Source organism: Roseateles sp. NT4, from assembly GCF_051857475.1.
Taxonomy (GTDB): domain Bacteria; phylum Pseudomonadota; class Gammaproteobacteria; order Burkholderiales; family Burkholderiaceae_C; genus Pelomonas.
Genome location: NZ_JBPZGZ010000007.1, coordinates 113682 through 133894, shown reverse-complemented (window position 1 = coordinate 133894; position 20213 = coordinate 113682). Strand labels below are relative to the sequence as shown.

General features: G+C 70.8%; 18 protein-coding genes. 4 read left to right on the top strand and 14 right to left on the bottom strand.

What is annotated here, in order from left to right; all coding sequences use genetic code 11:
• Positions 1-5: 5 nt before the first annotated feature.
• From ACS5PN_RS29310 to ACS5PN_RS29300, 3 genes are all read right to left on the bottom strand, one after another.
• On the bottom strand, positions 6-1775 hold the full coding sequence (locus tag ACS5PN_RS29310; protein WP_439467551.1) for a DUF1800 domain-containing protein: 1770 nt from the start codon (positions 1773-1775) through the stop codon (positions 6-8).
• Between the two features lie 179 nt (positions 1776-1954).
• Positions 1955-3799, bottom strand: a complete 1845-nt coding sequence (locus ACS5PN_RS29305; RefSeq protein WP_439467550.1) for a hypothetical protein — start codon at positions 3797-3799, stop codon at positions 1955-1957.
• A gap of 523 nt (positions 3800-4322) precedes the next feature.
• Positions 4323-4772 carry a hypothetical protein gene (locus ACS5PN_RS29300; RefSeq protein ID WP_439467549.1) on the bottom strand — a complete coding sequence of 150 codons (450 nt, stop codon included), beginning with the start codon at positions 4770-4772 and terminating at the stop codon, positions 4323-4325.
• 212 nt (positions 4773-4984) lie between these two features.
• On the opposite strand from ACS5PN_RS29300, the gene ACS5PN_RS29295 reads away from it, so the two are divergent.
• A complete protein-coding gene (locus ACS5PN_RS29295) occupies positions 4985-7540 on the top strand; it encodes an EAL domain-containing protein (protein WP_439467548.1) in 2556 nt (851 codons plus the stop codon).
• A 3-nt stretch (positions 7541-7543) separates the two neighbouring features.
• Here the strand turns inward: ACS5PN_RS29295 and ACS5PN_RS29290 are convergent, their stop codons facing one another.
• The 4 genes from ACS5PN_RS29290 to ACS5PN_RS29275 form a co-directional block, all read right to left on the bottom strand.
• Entirely contained in the window at positions 7544-7942 is a 399-nt protein-coding gene (locus ACS5PN_RS29290) for a hypothetical protein (protein ID WP_439467547.1), read from the bottom strand.
• A 120-nt stretch (positions 7943-8062) separates the two neighbouring features.
• Complete coding sequence (locus tag ACS5PN_RS29285; RefSeq protein WP_439467546.1) at positions 8063-9532, bottom strand: CHASE3 domain-containing protein; 1470 nt, start codon at positions 9530-9532, stop codon at positions 8063-8065.
• Complete coding sequence (locus ACS5PN_RS29280; protein WP_439467695.1) at positions 9495-9908, bottom strand: response regulator transcription factor; 414 nt, start codon at positions 9906-9908, stop codon at positions 9495-9497. The genes ACS5PN_RS29285 and ACS5PN_RS29280 overlap by 38 nt, the downstream gene beginning before the upstream one ends.
• A 132-nt stretch (positions 9909-10040) precedes the next feature.
• A complete protein-coding gene (locus tag ACS5PN_RS29275; RefSeq protein WP_439467545.1) occupies positions 10041-10370 on the bottom strand; it encodes a BON domain-containing protein in 330 nt (109 codons plus the stop codon).
• Between the two features lie 188 nt (positions 10371-10558).
• On the opposite strand from ACS5PN_RS29275, the gene ACS5PN_RS29270 reads away from it, so the two are divergent.
• On the top strand, positions 10559-11209 hold the full coding sequence (locus ACS5PN_RS29270) for a response regulator transcription factor (protein WP_310265335.1): 651 nt from the start codon (positions 10559-10561) through the stop codon (positions 11207-11209).
• A 44-nt stretch (positions 11210-11253) separates the two neighbouring features.
• On the opposite strand, the gene ACS5PN_RS29265 is transcribed toward ACS5PN_RS29270, so the two are convergent.
• Positions 11254-11439 (bottom strand): hypothetical protein, encoded by a 186-nt coding sequence (locus ACS5PN_RS29265; protein ID WP_439467544.1) that lies wholly within the window; start codon positions 11437-11439, stop codon positions 11254-11256.
• A gap of 125 nt (positions 11440-11564) precedes the next feature.
• Between ACS5PN_RS29265 and ACS5PN_RS29260 the strand changes: the two genes are divergently transcribed.
• Positions 11565-12329: a substrate-binding periplasmic protein gene (locus tag ACS5PN_RS29260; protein ID WP_439467543.1), complete on the top strand. Its 765-nt coding sequence runs from the start codon at positions 11565-11567 to the stop codon at positions 12327-12329.
• Here ACS5PN_RS29260 and ACS5PN_RS29255 read toward each other — a convergent pair.
• From ACS5PN_RS29255 to ACS5PN_RS29230, 6 genes are read right to left on the bottom strand one after another with little or no spacing between them, the layout of a single operon-like run.
• Complete coding sequence (locus ACS5PN_RS29255) at positions 12326-13912, bottom strand: acyl-CoA dehydrogenase family protein (RefSeq protein ID WP_439467542.1); 1587 nt, start codon at positions 13910-13912, stop codon at positions 12326-12328. The genes ACS5PN_RS29260 and ACS5PN_RS29255 overlap by 4 nt on opposite strands.
• The gene (locus ACS5PN_RS29250; RefSeq protein ID WP_439467541.1) at positions 13912-15069 is read right to left on the bottom strand and encodes a GGDEF domain-containing protein; all 1158 of its coding nucleotides are present in this window, start codon (positions 15067-15069) and stop codon (positions 13912-13914) included. The genes ACS5PN_RS29255 and ACS5PN_RS29250 overlap by 1 nt, the downstream gene beginning before the upstream one ends.
• Positions 15066-15530, bottom strand: coding sequence for a CreA family protein (locus tag ACS5PN_RS29245; RefSeq protein WP_439467540.1), 465 nt, complete (start codon positions 15528-15530; stop codon positions 15066-15068). The genes ACS5PN_RS29250 and ACS5PN_RS29245 overlap by 4 nt, the downstream gene beginning before the upstream one ends.
• 9 nt (positions 15531-15539) lie before the next feature.
• The gene (locus ACS5PN_RS29240; protein WP_439467539.1) at positions 15540-16655 is read right to left on the bottom strand and encodes a lactonase family protein; all 1116 of its coding nucleotides are present in this window, start codon (positions 16653-16655) and stop codon (positions 15540-15542) included.
• Complete coding sequence (locus tag ACS5PN_RS29235) at positions 16655-17941, bottom strand: alanine racemase (RefSeq protein ID WP_439467538.1); 1287 nt, start codon at positions 17939-17941, stop codon at positions 16655-16657. Before ACS5PN_RS29235 ends, ACS5PN_RS29240 begins: the two co-directional genes overlap by 1 nt.
• Positions 17942-17951: 10 nt before the next feature.
• The gene (locus ACS5PN_RS29230; protein ID WP_439467537.1) at positions 17952-18845 is read right to left on the bottom strand and encodes a diacylglycerol/lipid kinase family protein; all 894 of its coding nucleotides are present in this window, start codon (positions 18843-18845) and stop codon (positions 17952-17954) included.
• 111 nt (positions 18846-18956) lie between these two features.
• Here ACS5PN_RS29230 and ACS5PN_RS29225 point away from each other — a divergent pair, with 111 nt between their 5' ends.
• Positions 18957-20147 carry a GGDEF domain-containing protein gene (locus tag ACS5PN_RS29225; protein WP_439467536.1) on the top strand — a complete coding sequence of 397 codons (1191 nt, stop codon included), beginning with the start codon at positions 18957-18959 and terminating at the stop codon, positions 20145-20147.
• The last annotated feature ends 66 nt before the right edge of the window (positions 20148-20213 follow it).

Below are 20213 nucleotides of genomic sequence, written 5' to 3'. Positions count from 1 at the left end.
GACCCTCAGCGGACGATCTGGAACTGCGGCGCGGCGAACACCAGATAGGCCGCAGTGGCCACGCGGTTGCGCTGCCAGGTCTTGGCATCGGTCTTGTCCGTCCACCAGCCCACGGCGTCCAGCACCTTGGCGCGGGAGGCGGTGGGCAGCACCTCGCCATGGGCGAGCAGCGACAGGCGGTCCACCAGCTTGGCGGCGTCCGCCGCGTCGGCTTCAAAGCTGTCCAGCACGACCTGGGTGCCCACCGCATTCGGCACGTTGGCGGCGGGCTTGGAGCCGCCCCAGTTCAGCAGATAGGTCAGGTAGTTCAAGCGCTCCAGCGAGGTGTTGGCGTTGTGGATGCCGAAGGCGCTGCCCTGCAACTGGGTGCCCGGCACGGGATAGTCCGGCGGATAGAAGTTGAAGACCGACGGCGGGCGGAAGACATGCTGGCGCAGCGTCTCGCCCCACCACCAGCCCAGGGCATCGCCATCGGTCTTGCCGTTCAGTGCGCGCAGCACGCCGGCCATCATCAGCGCCGGCTCGCGCAAGCGGCCGCCAGATGACCCGGGCGGCGCGTCGCCGCGCGCATCGGCATCCAGCAGCACGGCGGCGACGGTCGCCGACAGGTCGCCGGCACGGCCCACGCCGAAGTTGACGCCGTCCTTGCTGAACTTGCCGGCCTGGAAGGCAGCGGCCACGCGGCCGACATAGGCCGGCGACGGGTTGGACCTGACCAGGGCCTGGATCAGCTGCCGGCCGATGAAGGGCGCCATGTTGGGGTGGGCCATCAGGCTGTCGAGCACGGCGTTCACCGCCTGCGCCGGCGTGCTGCCGGCTGGCACGCTGCCACCGGCTAGCAAGGTCCGGGCGTTGGCGTCGTGCAAGGCCGGCAGCGGCGCCATCTCGCCGTCGTAGAAGCTGCAGTTGGCGCCCTTGGGCCAGCAGCCCCATTTGCTGGCGCCGCCGGACGGATAGGTCCAGCCCGTCAGCGCGTAGGCATAGCTGCGCACCACGGTGTTGTCATAGGTCGGCTGGCACTTGCCGCCCTTCAGTCTGCCATCGGCTTCGAGCAGGCAGGTGCCCAGGCTGAAGAGCTGCAGCATCTCGCGCGCGAAGTTCTCATTGGGCGCGGCCTTGTCGTTGTTGACGCCGTTCAGGTAGTCGCCCATCACGGGGCTCAGCACCACGCCGCGCAGCACGTCGCGATAGTTGCCGAAGGCGCCGTCCAGCAGTGCGTTGTAGTAGCGGCGCAGGCCGTAGGTGCCTTCCACTTCCAGGTTGCTCACCACGACGATCTGCTGCAGCGCAAAGGCCACGCGCTGGCGCAGCTGGTCGGGCTGGTTGACGGCGTTGCGATAGAAGTCCCACAGCAGCGGCTGGCTGGAATACCAGTCGCGCCAGCAGACATCGCTCTTGTGGGCCGCCTGATCACAGAAACCCACGCCGGTGGTGTCGGTGTGGATGGCACTGCCGCCGCCCGAGGTGTAGCGCGACGCGGCCGGCAGCAGCATCTGGGCCTGTACCCAGGCCGCGGCGCTTTGCGTGCGCATCTGCGCGACGAGAGGCTCGGTCGCGCCGAAGCTGGCCTGCGAGGCCAGGCGCACGGCGTCGCGCTGTGTCATCGGCGGCGCGGCGGCGGGAGCCGGGGCCGGAGCGGGCGCCGGCGCTGGAATGTTGGGCTGATCGGCAGCCGGCGTGTTGCCGGGGCTTGCCGTGCTGCCGCCACCACCACCGCCGCAGGCGGTCAGCAGCGCGGCGCAGGCCAGGGTGGACAGGGCAAGGGACGAACGCATGGCAGGGCGGCGCAAGGTGATGGCCGCGCAGTGTGGCGAGGCGATGGCGGTCGCCGTAACGCCAGGTTGCCAGCGACACGTCTGCTTTACGGACAGCAACAAGCGTCGCCTTGAATTTCGCTGTGGCGTGACATTTGCACGCTCCGCCAACGGCGGCCGCAAGCGCTACCGTTGCCGCACTAGCAGGGCAGGCCGGAGGTCTGCGCCGAGCAGGACTGGCTGTCCAGCTGCAGCACCAGCCCGTCGGGCATGCGGCCGGTGATGCGCAGCAGCTTGTAGCTGTTGGCACTGACGGCGGTGTTGCCCACGGTGGCGCTCAGGCTGGCGGCCGTCGGGAAGGCGCCCTTGGTGGTGCCTTCCTTGGTGACGACACCCAGTTCCAGCTCGGCGAGCTTGCTGGCGCAGGCCACGTCGGTGCAGAGCTGGATGCGGTCCGGCAGCAGGCCGCCGCGCAGGGCCCAGGTCGGGCCGTATTTGACGCTGGCGTTGACGGCGCCCTTCAGGCCGGTCAGGTCGTTGACGGCCTTGGTGTCCAGCACCGGCCAGGGCTGGCCGCTCTGGCCGGCGGCCGTGATGGGCAGCTGGCCGGCCAGCTCGACGGCGATGCTGTCGCCGTCCAGGCCGCCGAGGGGCGTGGCGCAGGTGGCGTCCTTGAACAGCTCGATCTTCAGGCCATGGCCGGCGCGGACGAAATTGCGCGCCACGGCATCGCCGGCGGCACCCGCGGGCACCGGCAGGCTGACGATGTTGTTGCCGCGCGTGGCACCGCTGGCCGGGTCCAGGCTGGGAGTCGCGTCGCTGCTGCTGACGCTCCACAGGCTCAGGAAACTGCCATTGCCCGCCTTCTTGAACAAGGCCAGCGGCACATCGGCTCCGCTGGTGTCCTTCTGGCTGACGCGGGCGCACTGCAGCACGCCGCCGCCCGTGGCGGTGATGGTGGGAATGCTGATGTCGAGATAGCGCGCCAGGCTGTCCGGTGCCGCGCTGTCGACGCGGCGTGTCAGCACCAGGCGAGCGGCGGCCGTGGCCTGCACCTCCAGGCGGTTGCCGAGGAAGGTCCAGCCCGAAGGACGCTTCACCGCGGCCTGCTCCAGCCCGAGTCGGCGCTGGAAACCTGAGGTGTTCTGGTAGACGAAGCTGACGCGGCACAGCGGGTCGCCCGCACCGAAATCGCAGCGGCCTAGCAGGGAGGGCAGCAGCTTGCCGCCGAACATCTTTTCGCCTTCGCCCAGGATGCCGTTCATGCGCAGGCAGACCAGCTGGGCCGCGTCCTTGGGCCCGGTGAAGGGTGCGGAATTCGCGTCAACGCTGGACCGGGCGCTGGCATCGAAGATGGTCTCCAGGCCGATGGTCTTGCTTTGGCAGTTGTCGATGTTGGCCGTGGCCGTGACCAGCTTGGCAAACAGCGCGTCCAACCCGGTCAGGTCCACACCGCTGGCCGCGGCGTCGAGGCCCAGGCTGCCCTGGGTCGTGCCGGCCTCGAGATAGGCCACGCCCGTGCCGAGGCGTGACGTCAGCGTCACATAGGCCTTGCTGTCGTTGCCCAGGCCGACGGCGACACTGTCGAGCAGGCGGTCGTAGCCGGTGTGCGCGCCGGGCGTCAGCGCGCCGGCCAGCAGGTCGAAATCAGCGGCCAGCCCGGCGTCGGTCAGCGCCGGCGCGAGGGCGGTGCGCAGCTGCGTCTGGGCGGTGGCCAGCGCCGCGTCGGTCAGGCCCTGGGCGGCACCCGTCATCAGGGTCTCGGGCGGCTGGCCGCTGGCCAGCACGGTGACAGCGCTGGTCAGCGGCGTCAGATTCAGGGTGCCGCCGTTGTTGGTCGCACCCCAGACGCAGACCGGCCGGTCGCCGACGCTGCCGCAGGCCTCGACACGGAAGGGGCCGGGCCCGCTCAGCGTGATGGGCCCATAGGCACCCGTCGCGACGGTGACCACCTTGTCGCTGGCGATGACCTTGCCGGTGGCGTCCAGCACCCTGACCTTGGCACCGGCGTTCAGGGCCAGGCCGCTGGCGACGATGCCGGACACGGGCGGTGGCGGCGGTGGCGGCGGAGGGGGCGGCGTCGGCGTGGGCGCCGGTGCCGGAGAAGGAGCCGGCGCCGGCGAAGGACCGGGCGCAGGACTCGGAGCGGGGCTCGGGGCGGGACTGGGGCCGGGGGCCGGGCTCGGTGCCGGCGAAGGGCTGGGCGCGGGGCTTGGAGAAGGGGCGGGGCTGGGCGTCGGCACCGGTACCGGCATGGGCAGCGGGCTGGGCGTCGCGGCGGGCGGCGGCGGGCTGGTGGTGTCGCTGGCGGCGGAACCGCCACCGCCGCCACAGGCGGCCAGGGCCAGAGCCAGGGGCCAGGTGGTCCAGGCGCAGGCCGACAACCGGCGCGGGGTTGGCGGCCGGGTCAGGGGCGGAAGCAGAGAAGAGGAGGGGGCAGCGTCAAGCATCCGGGCCAGCCGCGGGGCGCGGCACAACGGTCAGGGTTGACCCGACTTTAGGCCGCGAGGCCCGTGAGTGGTGGCCGGAACTGCGGGGCCGGCGCGGCCTTTTGCCGGCTATCGGCGATCAGTCGCGGTGGCCGTGCCCATGCCCGTGGTCATGCCCGTGACCATGCCCGCGGCCGTGATCGTGGTGCCAGTCGTCGCGGCGCCAGTCGCGCTCGCGGTGCACGATGACGTTCTGGCGGTACCAGCCGTCCTCGACGAAATAGACGGGGGCACCGCAGGCACCGTAGTGGTAGCAGTGGCGGCGCCAGTCGCGGCGATGTTCGGGCGGCACCCACAGATAGACCGGCTGGGCGCGGTAGACCGGGCGGCCGACGAAGACCGGCTGCGGCGCGACCAGGACCGGCTGGGGATAGCGGCCGATGTCGACGCGGCCATAGACGCCGGGTTGGCTGAAACCAATCGAAACGCCGACGTCGGCAGCCTGAGCCGAGGGCAGGGCGGTCACGGCGGCCAGGCCCAGCAGGGCCGGCGCGATCCAGCGGTTCAGGGTTTGGCGGCGGGTGTTCATGAGGCTCTCCTGGGGAATGCGGCGTTGCCGCAGTGCCAGTGGAACGCTGCCCGCAGATGCCGGGTTGTCAGCCCGGCCGCGTCCGGCTTGTAGGACAGGCGGAAAGGGCGCCCGAATGCGGTCTCGTCCTACAAGATCCTGCCCGCCCTGCCGACGCCTGCGCGGGGCGTCGGGATCGAAGCTTGCATGTCTTGAAGTCGGAGCCAGCATCGATGAGCGAATCCCAGCAGTCGGGTGGGCCCGCGGACGAGGCACGGCAGGCCGGGCTGGCCGCCTCCGTCTCCGCCGCGCAGCTGGCACTGGCGCAGAACGCACGTTTCCTGGAGCGCTGCAGCCGCCTGGCCGGTGTCGGTGCCTGGGAATGGCAGGCCGATATCGAGAGATTGACGCTGTCCGACTCCGCCTGCGAATTGCTGGGCCTGCCCCGCGGGCAGGTGCCGACGCTGGCGGCCCTGTTGCAGCGCTTCGGTCCCGACGGTGCGGCCATGCTGGACGCTGCGCTGCAGCGGGCCACCCTGGATGGCGAGGGTTGGGATGTCGAACTGCCTTGCGACACCGGGCCCAACGGGCGCCGTGTGCTGCGCGTCGTCGGCCGCCACGACGAGGACGAGACGGGCCGGCGCGTCGGCGTCGTCATGCTGGACGTCAGCGAACCCGCCGAGGTGCGCGCCGAGCTGGAGCGCACGCTGGAGCGCCTGGCCCTGGCCACGCACAGCGGCGGCATCGGCGTCTGGAGCCTGGACCTGCAGGCCGCTCGCCATGGCGAACTGGCCTGGGACGACACGATGTGGAAGCTGCACGGCGAGCCGCGGCAGGGGCAGATCAGCCTCGCGCGCTGGCGCCGCCGCCTGCATCCGCAGGACCGCCGCCCGGCCGCGCAGGCGGTGCGCGCCGCGCTGCACGATCAGCCTCAGCTCGATGGCGAATGGCGCGTCTGCTGGCCCGACGGCAGCATCCATGTGTTGCGCAGCTCCGGCCGTGTGCTGCGCGACGCCGCCGGCCGGCCGCTGCGCCTGTCCGGCGTCTGCTGGGATGTCAGCGAGGCGCGGCGCCTGCAGCAGCAGTTGCAGGAGCAGCACGAGCTGTTGGAAGTGACGTTGCAGTCGATCGCCGACGCCGTGCTGACCACCGATGCCCTGGGCCGTGTGACCTGGCTCAACCCCGTGGCGCAACGCCTGACGGGTTGGTCCGCCGTCGAGGCGCGTGGCCAGCCGTCCAGCCTCGTCTTCCTGCCCCAGCGCGAGGAGAGCGGCGAGCCCCTGGGTGACCCGGTTCAGCGCTGCCTCGCCACCGGCCGGCCGACCCGCCTGCCTGCGGGTGCCATGCTGCTGAGCCGCGATGGCGAGCTGCGCGCCGTGGACGATTCGGTGGCGCCCATCCGCGATGCCGAAGGCCGCGTCCTCGGCGCCGTCCTGGTCTTCCGCGACGTGACCCAGCAGCGCCGCCAGTTCGACGAGATCCGCTGGCGCGCCAGCCATGACGGCCTGACCGGCCTGGTCAACCGCGTCGAGTTCGGCCAGCGCCTGGCGCGCACGCTGGAGCGGGCCAAGCGCGACGACAGTCACCATGCGCTGCTGGCCTTCGACCTGGACCGCTTCAAGCTTGTCAATGATCACTGTGGCCACGCCGCCGGCGATGAGGTGCTGCGCGAGGTGGCACGGCGCCTGGAAGCCGGCGTGCGCGGCCGCGACACGGTGGCGCGCCTGGGCGGCGACGAGTTCGCCGCCATCCTGGAGAACTGTTCGCTCGACGAGGCTCTGCATGTGGCGCAGAAACTCTGCGACGCCATGGACCAGTACCGCTATGTGCATGGCGAGCAGCGCTTTCGCATCGGCACCAGCATCGGTGTGGCACCGCTGGACGGCCGCTGGCCCGATGCCGACGCGGCCATGCGCGAGGCCGATGCCTGCTGCATGATCGCCAAGGAGCAAGGGCGCAACCGCGTGCAGGTCTGGGCGCCCGACGATGCCACGCTGCGCGCGCACCAGAGCGAGCACCGCTGGGCCACGCGGCTGCAGCAGGCCCTGGACGAAGACCGTTTCGAGCTCGACCTGCAGCGCGTCATGCCGGCCCAGGGCGAGGACGATGGCGGGCTGCGCGGCGAGTTGCTGGTGCGCCTGCGCGAGCGCGACGGCAGCCGCGTGATGCCGGGCGCCTTCATGCCGGCCGCCGAACGCTTCCATTTCGCGCCGCGCCTGGATCGCTGGGTGCTGCGCCAGGCCGTCGCCCTGCTCAAGCGCGAAGGCGAACCGCGCTTTGCGGCCCTGTCCATCAATGTGTCGGCCTTGACGTTGCAGGATGCGGCCTACCACCAGGAGGCGCGTGCCCTGCTGACGGAACTGGGGCCGGTGCGCGCCAGGTCGCTGTGCCTGGAGATCACCGAGACGGCCGTCATCACCCAGCTCGGCGAGGCGGTCCGCTTCATCCAGCAGATGCGGGCCCTGGGCGCGCGTATCGCGCTGGACGACTTTGGCGCCGGCGCCTCCTCGTACAGCTATCTGAAGGCGCTGCCGGTGGACCTGTTGAAGATCGACGGCCAGTTCGTGCGCGCGTTGCTGACCGACCCGCTCGACCAGGTGGCCGTGCGTAGCTTTGTCGACGTGGCCCAGACCCTGGGCCTGACGACGGTGGCGGAGTGCGTGGAGACGCCCGAGGTGCTGCTGGAACTGGTGCGGATGGGCGTCGGTGAAGTGCAGGGCTTTCTGCTGCACCGGCCCCAGCCGCTCGCCGACCTGCTGGCGATGACCGAAGACGCGATGCCGGCCTGAGGCCTATCGCGTGGGCTGGAGCTGGCGCGGCGCGACGTCGGCGCGGACGGGCTGATCGCGGCTGGCGTCCAGAGCCAGCACGGTCTCGTCGGCGGGCGCGGACGCCGCAGGCGCTGCGGCTTCGCGTCCGTCCGCGACAGCGCGCAGCGACACCTGCAAGCCGCGCGACAGCAGATCCTGCCAGCCGCGCAGGGTCTCAGCCGCCTTGTGCATCGACGCCGTCAACTGGACGTCCAGCGGGCGCGGATCATCGACCATGTCCAGGCCGGCGCTCGCGGCCAGGGCCGCAACGGCGACCAGCATGGCGGCCGCGTGGAAGCGGCGGCTGTGCAGGGGCGGTGAAATCGCATCGGCATCTCTCGACATCAAATGCTCGACATGCGTGGAGCGCGGGAATTGCATGGAGACCCTCCGGTGTCAGAAGCGGGTCGCCACGCTCTTTTCGACGAGGCGCCCTGACAGCAGTTTGGTCGGGCAACCCTGGCCGCCCTGTCGGTCCCCGCAGGCTTGGCCTGTAGGACTTCAGGAAAGGCTGGAGCCGCCCAGCTCGCCCGGCGCGGTCACCGGGGCGGGCTCGGGTTCGGGCTCGTCGCGCAGCGGCAGGCGGGCCAGCACCAGGGTGCCGCGGCCGGGGGCCGACAGCAGTTGCAGCGTGCCGCCCAGGCTTTCGATGCGGTAGCGCATGCCCAGCAGGCCGTGATGGCCCGAGCCGACGGCCTCGGGGTTGAAACCCTGGCCGTCGTCGCGGATGTGCAGCTGTATCCAGCCCTCGGCCTCGGCCAGCGACACGCGGACCTGCTTGGCCTTGGCATGGCGCATCACATTGGTCAGCGCCTCCTGCACGAGGCGGTACATGGCCAGGCGGCCGGCCTCGTCGGTGGGCGCCTCCATCAGCTCCAGGCTGAGCTGCAGGCCGGAGCGCTGGGCGAACTCCTGGGTCAGGATCTCCAGCGCCGGGATCAGGCCCAGGTTGGACAAGGCCGACGGACGCAGGTCCTCGATGATGCGGCGCTTGAGGGCGATGCCCTGATCGAGCAGCTCGCTCATGTGCTTGAGACGGTCGTCGATCTCGGGCGCGTTGTTGCGCGTCATGCGGCGGATGCGGGCGACGTCCAGCTTGGCTGCCGTCAGCAGGGCGCCGAGTTCGTCATGCAGCTCGCGGGCCAGGTGGGCGCGCTCGTCCTCGCGCACCGTCTGCAGGTGGCGGGCCAGCTCGGTCAGTTCGGCGGTGCGGCGGGCCACCTCGCGGTCCAGGCGGTCGCGCTCCTGGGCCAGCTCCTTGGCATGTTCGCGACGGGCCATGTGCAGGGCCTCGTTGCGGCGCAGGAAGATGGCCAGACCGAACAGGCTGATCAGCGTCAGGCCGTGCACGCCGATCCGGCCGTAGTTCAGCGAGCGCACCACGGCGTCGCGCTCGGTGGCGATCTGGGTCAGCTCGTGCTGGTCGAGTTGGGCGACGGCGTCGCGCACGGCCTGCATCTTCTCGCGGCCGATGTCGGATTCGACCAGGCCATGCCAGGCCGTGTCCTGGCCTTCGCGGTACAGCTTGACGACCAGCTGGATCTCGGAGAGTTTTTCGCTGGCGCGCCGGCTCGCGTCGGCCACCAGGGCTTCCCATTCGGAGCTGGCGTACTGACCGCGCAACCGGCTCAACACCGTGGGCAGCTCCTGCTCGGCCAGGTGGATGGGCGCAACATAGTCATCGCGACCCGTCAGCAGATAACCGCGCTGAGCGGTCTCGGCATCGGTCAACAGCTCGCGCAGGCGCAGACCGTCGTTGCGCGCCTGATGGCGAGCCTGGGATTGATTCAGGGCCTCGTCGGCGCCCCAGAACGCAGCTTCGCTGACGCCCATGACGGCGGCAGCGGCCAACGCGGCAAAGCCGACCGCCAGACCGCGTTTGCGGCTGGCACCTTCCAGCCAGGGATCGAGATGACGCAGCACCGCAAGCCGTTCAACTGGCTGCGGCGGCAGGGCGCGCTGATGGGGCATGTTCGGCCAGTTCTGCGCAATAGCTGATGAGGTCGTCGAGCTCGCGACTCTTGTCGAAAACGCGCTCGGCACCGAGGCTGGCGCAGCGGCGACGCATTTCCTCGGTGGCGTAGTTGGTCAGCACGACGCGGCGGGCGCGGATGCCGAGCTGCTGGGCGGCTTGCAGCACGCCCAGCCCGGTGCCGGAACGCAGAAAGACGTCGACGATGAAGAGATCAGCGTTGGCGTCGGGGTCCCGGCTCATCCAGCGCACCGCGCCGGCCTCGTCGGCCACCGATCCGACCACTTCCACCTGAGCCAGCTCCTCGAGCGTCGCAATCAGGTTCTCAAGGATCACCGGACTGTCTTCGACGATGAAGGCTTTGAGTGCTGGCATGGCCCGACGGCGGCGCAAGGATGGATGGACTGGAGTATGGACTGCTTCCGCATCGGGCCGGCAGTGTCGGCAGCGCATCACGCTGTAGGACTTCTCCTAGGAGGACCTAGGGGAAGTCCCTGAGAGGGCGCATTACTGCGGGTGGCGGACGGCGATGTCGTTGCGCACGGCGACGACACCCGAGGTCTCACGCGCCAGCTTTTCGGCCATGGCCTTCTCCTCGAAGGACTTGGCGAAGCCGGACAGCTGCACCGTGCCCTTCAGCGTCTCGACGCTGATGGCCATGGCGCTGACGGTCGGGTCGGCGGCGAACTTGCTCTTGACGCGGGTGGTCAGGGCGGCGTCGTCGACATAGGCGCCGACGGTTTCCTGGTTGCGGGTGACGGCGCAGCCGCTGGTGGCTGCCAGGGTGGCGGTGAGGGCAGTGGCGACGGCGAGGGTGATGATGGACTTGTTCAGCATGGTGGTTCTCCTTGGATGGCGGCTTCAAGGAGCCGCTGGAGTGACTATCGAATCCGGCCGCTGGCGCCGGAATAGTCCCGCAGCGCGGCGCCCTGTCGGACTCGGCCGGCGCCGATGTAGGACGGCGGGCTATCGCGGCACGTGCGGTGGACTGCTACGCTGACGGCACTCTCAACACCGTGTCCATCATGATCCGTATCGGCATCGTCGACGACCACGCCATCGTGCGCACCGGCCTGCGCCAGTTCCTGTCTGACCACGTTGACCTGCGTGTCACGGGCGAAGGCTCCAGCGGCCACGACGCGCTGGAGATGGCGCGCGGCGGCGAGGTGGACGTGCTGCTGCTGGACATTTCCATGCCCGACCAGAGCGGGGTGGACGCGCTGGCCGCCATCAAGGCCCGCTTCCCCGAACTGCCGGTGCTGATCCTCAGCGGCTTTCCGGAAGCGCATTACGCGACGACGTTGCTGCGCCAGGGCGCCAGCGGCTACTTGAACAAGGAATGCGATCCCGATGAGATCGCCAATGCCATCCGCCTGGTGGCGCGCGGCCGGCGCTACATCAGCCCGGCGGTGGCGGAGCAGCTGGCGGACAGCGTGGTCGGCGGCTCAGGTGCCGGCGCGGCACCCGACAAGCCCTTGCACGAGGCACTGTCGGAGCGCGAGTTCCAGGTCTTCCTGCGCCTGGCCCAGGGAGAGACCGTGGGCCATATCGCGGAGGCTCTGTTCCTCAGCGTCAAGACGGTCAGCACCTACCGCACGCGCGTGCTCGAGAAGCTCAAGCTGCAGACCAACAGCGACCTGACCTACTACGCGCTGAAGAACGGGCTGATCCAGTAAGTTCTGGGCCCGAAGGGCAGGCCGCCGGCCTGCCCATGCGCCAATCAGTGGGCTTCGCGGGACTCGGCCGGCGCGTCCTCGCCCAGCGTCCAGGGCAGGGCGGATTCGTAACCGAGTTCGGCCTCGTTGGCGACGGCGGCCGGAGACCACCAACGCGTCAGTGCCGACCACACCGGGCGATGCGGGTTGGTTTCGCCCAGGGGATTCTGCAGGGTGGCGTCGAGGGTCATGTGAGGCTCCGGCTTGAGGATGGCAAGAGCATCGCCGCGGGTCGTCTCGGCCAGTATCGGCCGTCGTCGCTGCGGCCTGTCAGAGTCTTCCGACAGGGTTGCCCCGCACCGTCCACAATGAGACCGTGCTGACACGCCGTTATCTGCTGGGTCTGATGCTGCTGGCTGCTGCCTTGCCGGCCGCGGCCTGCGAGCTGCGCGTGCGCTGGAACCCCGATCCGCCTTACAGCATGCGCGACGCCGACGGCCGGCTGGTCGGTCTGCAGACCGAGATGACGGAGCAGATCCTGCAGCGCCTGGGCTGCAAGGCGGTCTGGGTCGAACTGCCCTGGGCGCGCGCCCTGGTCGAGCTGCAGGCCGGACGCCTGGACGTGCTGCCGGGGGCGCTGCGTCGGCCCGAGCGCGAGGCCTATGCCTATTGGGTGGAACAGCATGTGTCGGTCGCCAACCGCCTCTTCGTGCGCGCCGGCCGCGCGGCCGATCTTGCCGGCGTGACGCGACTGCAGCAGGCCTGGCAGCCCGGGTTCAAGCTGGGCGTGCAGATCGGTGTCGTCTACGGGGCCGACTATGCCGAGCTGCTGGGCAACCCGGCCTTCCGCGCCACCCTGACCCAGGCCTCGGCGCGCCGCAACCTGTGGCAGATGCTGGAGATCGGCCGCGTCGATGGCGTGCTGGCCAGCGAGGTGACGGCACGCTGGGAGCTGGGCGAACTGGGGTTGGCGGGCCGCATCGTGCCGACGGCGGTCGTGATCACCCACGAGCCCGCCCAGACCATGTTCAGCAGGCGCTCGGTCGACGCCGGCCTGGTGCAGCGCTACCGCGAGGCGGCTGAAGCGCTGGAGAAGGACGGCACCCAGGCGGGCATCGTCCGCAAATACCTGGCCGACTAGCTCGCCAGCGCTGCGTCCAGGATGCGGGCCGTCTGCGGCACGGCCTGCGTGCCCACCAGTCGGCCGTCGCCACCGAAGCGGGTGGCGATGAAGGCATCGGCCGCGGCGGTGGACGACTGCTGGCGCATCAGCAGGCCCTGGGCGCACAGCACCAGGCCTTGCGCGACGCGGCGCCCCTGCGCTTCCAGCGCCGCCGGGTCGCCGGTCAGCAGGTTTTGCAGGGCCCGGGCTTCGGCCTGCACCGGCGCGTCGGGACTGGCGGCGAACTCTTCGAGCAGCGCCAGGGCGACGTCGGACTCGCGCGCAATGGCGCGCAGCACATCCAGGGCCATCACATTGCCCGAGCCTTCCCAGATGGAGTTGACCGGCGCTTCGCGATACAGGCGCGCCAGCACGCCGTCCTCGACATAGCCATTGCCGCCCAGCAGCTCCATGGCCTCGCCGCTGCATTCGATGGCGCGCTTGCAGACCCAGAGCTTGGCGGCCGGCGTCATCAGCCGCTGCCAGGCGGGCTCGTTGTGCTCGAAGCCGCGCGCCAGGCGCAGCATCAGCCGCATGGCGGCTTCGCTCTCCAGCGCGAGGTCGGCCAGCACCGTCTGCATCAGCGGCTGTTCGGCCAGGCGGCGACCGAAGGCTGAACGTTCACGCGCGTTGTGCAGGGCCTGCACGAAGCCGGCGCGCAGCAGGGCGGCGCTGCCGATGACGCAGTTAAGCCGCGTGTAGCCGGCCATCTCGATCAGCGTCGGGATGCCGCGGCCTTCGTCGCCGAGGCGGCGCGCCCAGGCGCCATGGAACTCGACCTCGCTGCTGGCGTTGCTTCGGTTGCCGAGCTTGTCCTTCAGGCGCATGACCTGGATGGCATTGCGCGCGCCATCGGGCGTGTAGCGCGGCAGCCAGAAGCAGGTGGGCCCCGCTTCGGTGCGGGCCAGCACCAGGTGGGCGTCACTCGTCGGCGCCGAGAAAAACCATTTGTGGCCGGTCAGGCGAAAGCTACCGTCGGCCTGCTCGACGGCTTCGGTCGTCACACGACGCAGGTCGGAGCCGCCCTGCTTCTCGGTCATGCCCATACCCACCCAGATCGACGGCTTCTCGGCCAGCGGCCGGTCCAGCGGGTCATGCTCGCGGCTGAAGAACTGGTCGCGCAGTGGCGCGAACAGCTCGGGCTGTTTGGCCAGCACGGGGATGGCGGCCTGGGTCATGGTCGCCGGGCACAGCGAGCCGGCCTCGACCTGGCCATGCAGATAGCAGCCGGCCGCGAACTGGGCCCAGCGGCCCGGCGTGTCGGTGGCGAAGACATCGGCCACCAGGCCCTGGCGGCGGTACATCGCCAGCAGCTGATGCCAGGCCGGATGGAAGTCGACGAGATCGACACGGCGGCCGCGGGCGTCGAGCTGGCGCAGCTGCGGACCGTGGCGATTGGCATCGCGCGCGAGCTGGGCGCTCTCGGTGCTGCCAAGTTCGGCGCCATAGCGCGTCAGCGGCTCGACGGCTTGCGGCGCAGCTTCGCGCAGCGCGGCCAGCAGGGCCGGGTCGCTGCTCAGCAGGTTGTGGCCGACCAACTCGTCGACGAGGTTGTCGCTCATCAATCTTGAACTCCGGGCTCGGCCATCAACTGACCCTTGCCGGCGCGCTTGGCTTCATAGAGGGCGGTCTCGGCGCGGCGTTGCAGATCGGGCAGGCCGCGGTCGCCGGGGCGCAGCTTGGCCCAGCCGGCACTGAAGGACAGCGGCATGCCGAGTTCGGCCGGTGCGCGTTCGGCCAGGGCCTTGCGCAGGCGCGCGTCCAGGGCCTGCGGGCCTTCGGGCAGGCAACGCGCCATCAGCACGCCGAACTGCTCGCCGGCCAGACGCCCGGCCAGGTCGCCCAGTCGGCCCTGGGCCTGCACGCAGCTGGCGAACAGGGCCAGGGCGCGGTCGGCGAAGTCCATGTCGTGCTCGGCCTGCAGCGTCGCGAAGTCGTCCAGGTCCAGCACCACCAGGGCCAGCGGCTCCTCGTAGCGGCGCGCCATGGAGATCAGGTCGATCGAGCGCTGGGTGAAGGCATGGCGGTCGATGAGGCCGGTCAGGCCGTCGGTCTGGGCCAGGCGGGCCAGCTCGGCCTCGGTCTGGCCGCGCCAGGCCAGCAGCAGCATGGGCAGGCTCAGCAGCAGGGCCAGCTGGCCGGCCAGGGCCAGCAGCAGGTCGGGCCAGGGGGCGAGGTCGCCGATCACGGTGACCCCGGCGCGGCACAGCATGGCGGCCAGCAGGGGCAGCACAGCGGCCAGGCCCAGCAGCCGCCAGCGCCGGCTGTTCAGGCCTTGCAGCACGGTGGCGCGCTGGGGCAGGGTCAAGGCCACGCCCAGCCAGGCCAGCTGGGCGCCCAGCACGACGTCGGCGAGGGTCTGGGCGACGGCAAGGTCGGCAACCAGCAGCGCATGGCCGATGGCCAGCACCAGCGGCGCCGCGGCCATGGCCCAGCGCCCGGGGCGCGGGGTCAGCCACAGGCCCAGGGCCCACCACAGGGCCGACAGGCCGACGCTGATGGCGGCCAGGCCCAGGCTGTGCAGCAGCAGGGGTGCCGCCATGCGGTCGCCGTGGGCCGGGCTGACCATGGCCAGGCCCAGGGCCAGCGCCGCCATGCCCACCTGGGCCCAGCGTCCGCCGGCATTGGCGCCATGCCAGCCGATCAACGTGATCAGCACCAGCGCCGCGGCCAGCGCCTGCATGGGCATCAGGGCAAACAGGGCGGCGGTGAAGCTCATTTCTTCAACGGTATCGGAGTTGCACGATCCACCGGCACGGCGGTGATGCTGTTCTGTGGCGAGCCGTCGATGAGGCGGTCGGAATAGGTCAGATAGACCAGGGTGTTGCGGGCCGGGTCCACCATGCGCACGATGCGCAGCCGCTTGAAGACCAGCGAGATGCGCTCGTTGAACACCTCTTCCTGATGCGGCAGGGCCTGCTGGATGCTGATGGGGCCGACCTGGCGGCAGGCGATGGAGGCCTCGGCCTTGTCCTCGGCCAGGCCGATGGCGCCCTTGATGCCGCCGGTCTTGGCCCGCGACACATAACAGGCGACGCCCTGCACCTTGGGGTCGTCGTAGGCGTCGACGACGATCTTGTGATCGGGGCCGATCAGCTTGAAGGCGGTGTCGACCGAGCCGATGGGTTCGGCCTGGGCCAGCGCCGTGGCGGCGAGCAGAACAAGTGCGGCTTGCTTCATCGAGGCAGTCTAAAGCGCGCAGGCGCCGGCTGGGGCGGGTACGGCGGTCTGCCGCCCGCTGAAGCGCGGGCTCTCGGGTCGGCCCAGATGGAAATGGCTGAGCTGGTCGCTGCGCTGGTTGCAGACATAGAGATGCTGGCCCGCCAGGCCCGCGCTGCGCGGGTAGCTGCCATGCACCCAGTGATGGTCGAGCAGGCGCGGGCTGTTGGGACGGGCCAGGGAGATGACGGCCAGGCTGTCGTGCAGGCGGTTCAGCGCATACAGATGCCGGCCTCCGGGGGCCACGATCAGATCGGAGGCGTAGTTGGTGCCGGCAAAGCCGGCCGGCAGCACCGAGATCTCGTCGCGCAGCTGGGGGCCGGCGGCCGTGAGCTCGACGGTCGACAGCGTGGACGACTCCTCCTGCAGCACATAAACCCAGCGCGGCTCATGCGGGTTGAAGGCGAAATGGCGGGGGCCGGAGCCCGGGCTCAGGCCCAGCTCCCGCGCCGGGGCCTGCGGCGCGCCGGGTGCCAGCGGCCAGACCAGCAGGCGGTCGCGGCCCAGGTCGGTGCCGAGCAGCCAGTGGCCGTCGGGGCTGGCCTGGATCATGTGGGCGTGCGGCGCGTCGTGGCCGCTGTTGGCTTGGCTGCCGGGCGGCGCTTTCACGGCCTTCTGCGGACCGGGTGCGCAGTCGGTACCGGCGCAACTGGGCCAGCTGTCGGCCGTGCCGAGGCGACCGTCAGGCTGCAGGGCCAGTGCGGCGAAGCGCGCATCGCCATAGTGGGCCACCCAGGCATGGCCGGCGCTGATCGACAGCTGGGCGGGGCTGCGGCCGCCGCTGGGTGTGCGCTGCAGCAGCTCGAGTCGGCCGGTGCCGTCCTGGGCATACACGGCGACATGGTCGCCGCCTTCCTCGGCGGCGTAGACGTGGCGGTCGTGGGCTGCCAGCCAGCTCGGGCTGTTGGCATTGGCCGTCAGGCCCAGGGGCTTGAGGCTGCCGTCGGTGGCGATGGCAAAGCTGTAGATCCCCTGGCCCAGCGGCGCATAGGTGCCGACGTGAAGAAAGCGGGGCGATGAAGGCGTTGCGGCAGTGGCAGGCATCAGGGCAAGGGCGGACAGGCTCAGCAGGTGGCGGCGTTGCATCAGCAGAACTGGGTGGTGATGGCATCGACGACGCGGTCGTCCTCGTCGACGACGGCCATCCAGGCCCATTTGTCGAAGGTGGTGCAGGGGTGGGAGGGGCCGAGGGCGACGCGCTCGCCGACGGCCGGGCCGTCGCATTCGGTCGGGTCCCAGCGCAGATAGGCATGCTGGTCGTTCAGGCCGGTGACGTGCCAGCCGGCGGGTGCCCTGACCCGCTCGCCACCTTGCCCATGCCAGACCGGCACCGGCCAGCCGGCGTCGAAGGACAGGTCGCGCCGGCCGGCGTTCAGCAGCGCCAGGCCGGGCTCGGGGCAGGACAGCACATGGGTCCAGACTTCCAGGGCCGGCAGCAGGCTGGGTGAGCTGAGCGGCGTGCCCATGCGCTCGTCCATGGTCTGCATATAGCGGCCGTAGTGCGCATGGTCGTGGCAGACATAGCAGCCCGAGCGCAGCAGGCCCAGGCGTGCTGACCCACCGGCCAGCACGGGCGCAACCAGATCGAAGGCGGCCGAGCCGCCACCGCTGAGCCACAGCGGCTGGGCGTCGGCGTCGAGCAGGCCTTCGGTCTCGATGGCATCCAGCAAAAGCTGCAGGCGGGCCTGCCATTGCTGCATCAGCGCGATGTCGGGCGCGCTGTCGCCCTGGATCTGCAGGCCCTCGTAGAAGCCGACGCCGCGCAGGCGCAGCGCCGGGTGGCTCTTGAGGGCGCGGGCCAGGGCCAGCGCCGGTTCGTGCTCGCGCACGCCACAGCGCGAGGTGCCGAGCTCGACCAGCACGTCCACTCGGGCTTCGTCGCGGCCGAGCTCGGCCCAGTGCCTGGCGATGAGGTCGAGCTGGGCCTGGGAGTCGACAAAGAAAGCCAGCTCCAGGCCGGCGTGGCGCCGCCGCAGTTCGAGCAGTTCGGCGAGTTCGGACGCGCTGATGAGCTGGTTGGCGATCAGCGCCCGCTTCGCCCCCGCGGCCAGGCCCAGGCGCAGCTGGTGGACGTTGGCGAAGGTCAGGCCCCAGGCGCCGGCCTCGAGCTGGCGCTGGAAGAGCTGGGGGCTCATCGTCGTCTTGCCATGGGGCGCCAGCTGCACGCCGTGGCGGGTCGCGAAGTCCTGCATCCAGGCGATGTTGTGGGTCAGGGCCTGCCGGCGCACGACGGCCAGCGGCGTGGGCAGATCGGGCAGTGTCCAGCCGCGCCGGGCCACGTCGGCCAGCGGCAGCGGCGGCTGCAGGGCCGGAAAGCCCTTCAGCCAGGGGCCCAGCCAGCCGGGGCGCGGGGTGTCGTCGGTGTCATCCATGTGCACATCATCAACGAACCACGTGAAGGGCTCGGGGCAGCACACGGACCGTGATGTCGTTGGACGAGGGCAGGGGCTCGCCATCGACGGCCAGCGGCACCGGCCGGGGCGAGGTCAGGCGCAAGGCCTTGAAGGCGCTCAGGTGCACCTTGCGGTTGCGCAGATGCTGGCCGGCCAGCAGCAGCGGCATCATGGCCAAGGCCCCCAGGCGGCCGAAGGCGCCGACGCGCAGCAGCTCGAGATGACCATCGTCGACACGCGCACCCGGCGCGGCCGGCATGCCGCTGCCGTAGCTCGGCGTGTTCAGGCTGGAGGCGAACAGCATGGGGCCTTCATGCAGCAGCTGGCCGTCGGCCTCGATGCGCAGCGGATAGACGCGCAGCCGGCCGATCTCGTTCAGCGTCGCCCACAAATAGCGCGGCTGGCCGCGCAGCCAGTTGGGCGCAGCCTGGGCGCGGATGGCGATGGCCGCGTCGAAGCCGGCCGTCAAGCTGGACATGAAGAGCTGGGCGCCCCCTTCGGGCGTCGTGATCTCGCCCAGGTCCATGGTTGTGGCCGGCGCGCTCTGGGCGTGGGCCAGGGCCTCGCGCCAGCCCATGCGGGCCAGGCCCAGAGCCCGGGCCAGGTCGTTGCCGGTGCCGCCGGGCAGGATGGCCAACTGCAGCTGGCGCGCGACCAGGGCCGGCAGCAACTGGTGCACGGTGCCGTCGCCACCGGCCACGATGACGCGGCTGCCCTCGGGCAGGGCCAGCAGGCGCCGGCGGGCGGCGGCGACGTTCTCGGGCAGCACCAGCGGGACCTGGGGCAGGGCCTCGCGCAGCGGTTGGGCGAGGGCGGCGCAGCGGCCGTTGGCGGCATGCGGATTCAGCAGGCACAGAGCCGGGGTCAGGGCAGGGGCGATCACTCCGGCATTGAATCCGTGAAGGACGGCGCGCGCCATCGGCGCAGACCCTGGCGACGGGCGGGGTGTCGCTGCCTACACTGGGCGCAAACCCTGGGAAGGGAGCCGCTGCGCATGACGCTGGATGTACCGACGCTGGTGCTGATGCTCGTCGTCGGCTTCGGACTGCTCACCCTGCTGCTGGAGCTGGCGGGGCGCGGCGGCCTGCAGCGCAGCGAGCTCAGGCGCCTGGGCGGCGGCGCGATGTCGCTGTGTGGCGGCTTCCTCTGCTTTGCGCTGCAGCCCTGGCTGCCCGGCTGGCTGACGCTGCTGGGCGGCAATCTGCTGCTGATGGCCGGACTGGCCCAGCTGGCCTCGGCCGTGTCCTGGCATCTGCTCAACCGCGGCCTGCAGGTCTGGCAGCACTGGCTGCTGGTGGGCGCGGCGCTGACGGTGCCGGCCATCCTCGATGTCGGCACACCGCTGCGGGCCGGCACCATGTCGGCGGCCATGGCCGCGCTGCTGCTGCCGGCCACCGTCATGGGCTTGCGCCGGGGCTGGCGTGGCGAGCTGTCGTTTCGCGTCGTCGCGCTGATGCTGCTGCTGGCCAATCTGGCCCTGGGATTGCGTGTGGCCTTTGCCGTCTGGTGGGCGGGCGGGGGCAGCCTGCCGGCGGGTACGCCCGGGTCCTGGAGCAGCGCCATCTTCATGCTGGCCTTCATGGCCGTGCTGGCGGCGGGCTTCGCCTTCGTGCTGGCGGGCTTCGAGCGCATGGCCGCGCAGATGCGCCAGCTGGCCAGCATCGACGGCCTGACCGGCGCGGTGAATCACAACACGGCGGTGTCGCTGCTGGCGCATTCGCTGGAGCGCGGCCGGCGCGAGAACCAGCCGGTCAGCTTTGTCATGCTGGACCTGGATCATTTCAAGCGCGTCAACGACCAGCATGGCCATGTCGTCGGCGACAACGTGCTGCGTGCCGTGGCGGCCTGCGCGCGCCAGCGCCTGCGCAGCTCGGACGTGCTGGGCCGCCTGGGCGGCGAGGAGTTCGGCCTGGTGCTGCCGGCCACCGGTGTGGTGGGCGCCAGGCATCTGGCCGAGCAGGTGCGCCTGGCCGTGGAGGCGCTGGAGCTCCAGGGCGACGGCGGCCAGCCGCTGCGCGTGACGCTGTCGGCCGGTGTCGCCGAGGCCTCCAAGGCCGACACGCCGGAGACCCTGATGCATCTGGCCGACAAGGCCTTGTATCAAGCCAAGCAGAAGGGCCGCAACCGCGTCATCGTGGCGGATGACTGGATGCGCAACTCGACGCTGCAGTCGGTGGTTGGCTGAGTCGCCCTATGCGCGTGGCGGCGAAGGAAGGCCGCCACAGAGGCACAGTGACACAGAGAGATTTCG

What these genes read in the sequence shown, in the direction of transcription:
- ACS5PN_RS29235 (WP_439467538.1), bottom strand. Translation starts at nt 17,941, where the DNA reads ATGGATGACACCGACGACACCCCGCGCCCCGGCTGGCTGGGCCCCTGG.
- ACS5PN_RS29245 (WP_439467540.1), bottom strand. Translation starts at nt 15,530, where the DNA reads ATGAAGCAAGCCGCACTTGTTCTGCTCGCCGCCACGGCGCTGGCCCAG.
- ACS5PN_RS29310 (WP_439467551.1), bottom strand. Translation starts at nt 1,775, where the DNA reads ATGCGTTCGTCCCTTGCCCTGTCCACCCTGGCCTGCGCCGCGCTGCTG.
- ACS5PN_RS29300 (WP_439467549.1), bottom strand. Translation starts at nt 4,772, where the DNA reads ATGAACACCCGCCGCCAAACCCTGAACCGCTGGATCGCGCCGGCCCTG.
- ACS5PN_RS29255 (WP_439467542.1), bottom strand. Translation starts at nt 13,912, where the DNA reads ATGAGCGACAACCTCGTCGACGAGTTGGTCGGCCACAACCTGCTGAGC.
- ACS5PN_RS29290 (WP_439467547.1), bottom strand. Translation starts at nt 7,942, where the DNA reads ATGCAATTCCCGCGCTCCACGCATGTCGAGCATTTGATGTCGAGAGAT.
- ACS5PN_RS29295 (WP_439467548.1), top strand. Translation starts at nt 4,985, where the DNA reads ATGAGCGAATCCCAGCAGTCGGGTGGGCCCGCGGACGAGGCACGGCAG.
- ACS5PN_RS29240 (WP_439467539.1), bottom strand. Translation starts at nt 16,655, where the DNA reads ATGCAACGCCGCCACCTGCTGAGCCTGTCCGCCCTTGCCCTGATGCCT.
- ACS5PN_RS29265 (WP_439467544.1), bottom strand. Translation starts at nt 11,439, where the DNA reads ATGACCCTCGACGCCACCCTGCAGAATCCCCTGGGCGAAACCAACCCG.
- ACS5PN_RS29275 (WP_439467545.1), bottom strand. Translation starts at nt 10,370, where the DNA reads ATGCTGAACAAGTCCATCATCACCCTCGCCGTCGCCACTGCCCTCACC.
- ACS5PN_RS29285 (WP_439467546.1), bottom strand. Translation starts at nt 9,532, where the DNA reads ATGCCCCATCAGCGCGCCCTGCCGCCGCAGCCAGTTGAACGGCTTGCG.
- ACS5PN_RS29270 (WP_310265335.1), top strand. Translation starts at nt 10,559, where the DNA reads ATGATCCGTATCGGCATCGTCGACGACCACGCCATCGTGCGCACCGGC.
- ACS5PN_RS29225 (WP_439467536.1), top strand. Translation starts at nt 18,957, where the DNA reads ATGACGCTGGATGTACCGACGCTGGTGCTGATGCTCGTCGTCGGCTTC.
- ACS5PN_RS29280 (WP_439467695.1), bottom strand. Translation starts at nt 9,908, where the DNA reads ATGCCAGCACTCAAAGCCTTCATCGTCGAAGACAGTCCGGTGATCCTT.
- ACS5PN_RS29250 (WP_439467541.1), bottom strand. Translation starts at nt 15,069, where the DNA reads ATGAGCTTCACCGCCGCCCTGTTTGCCCTGATGCCCATGCAGGCGCTG.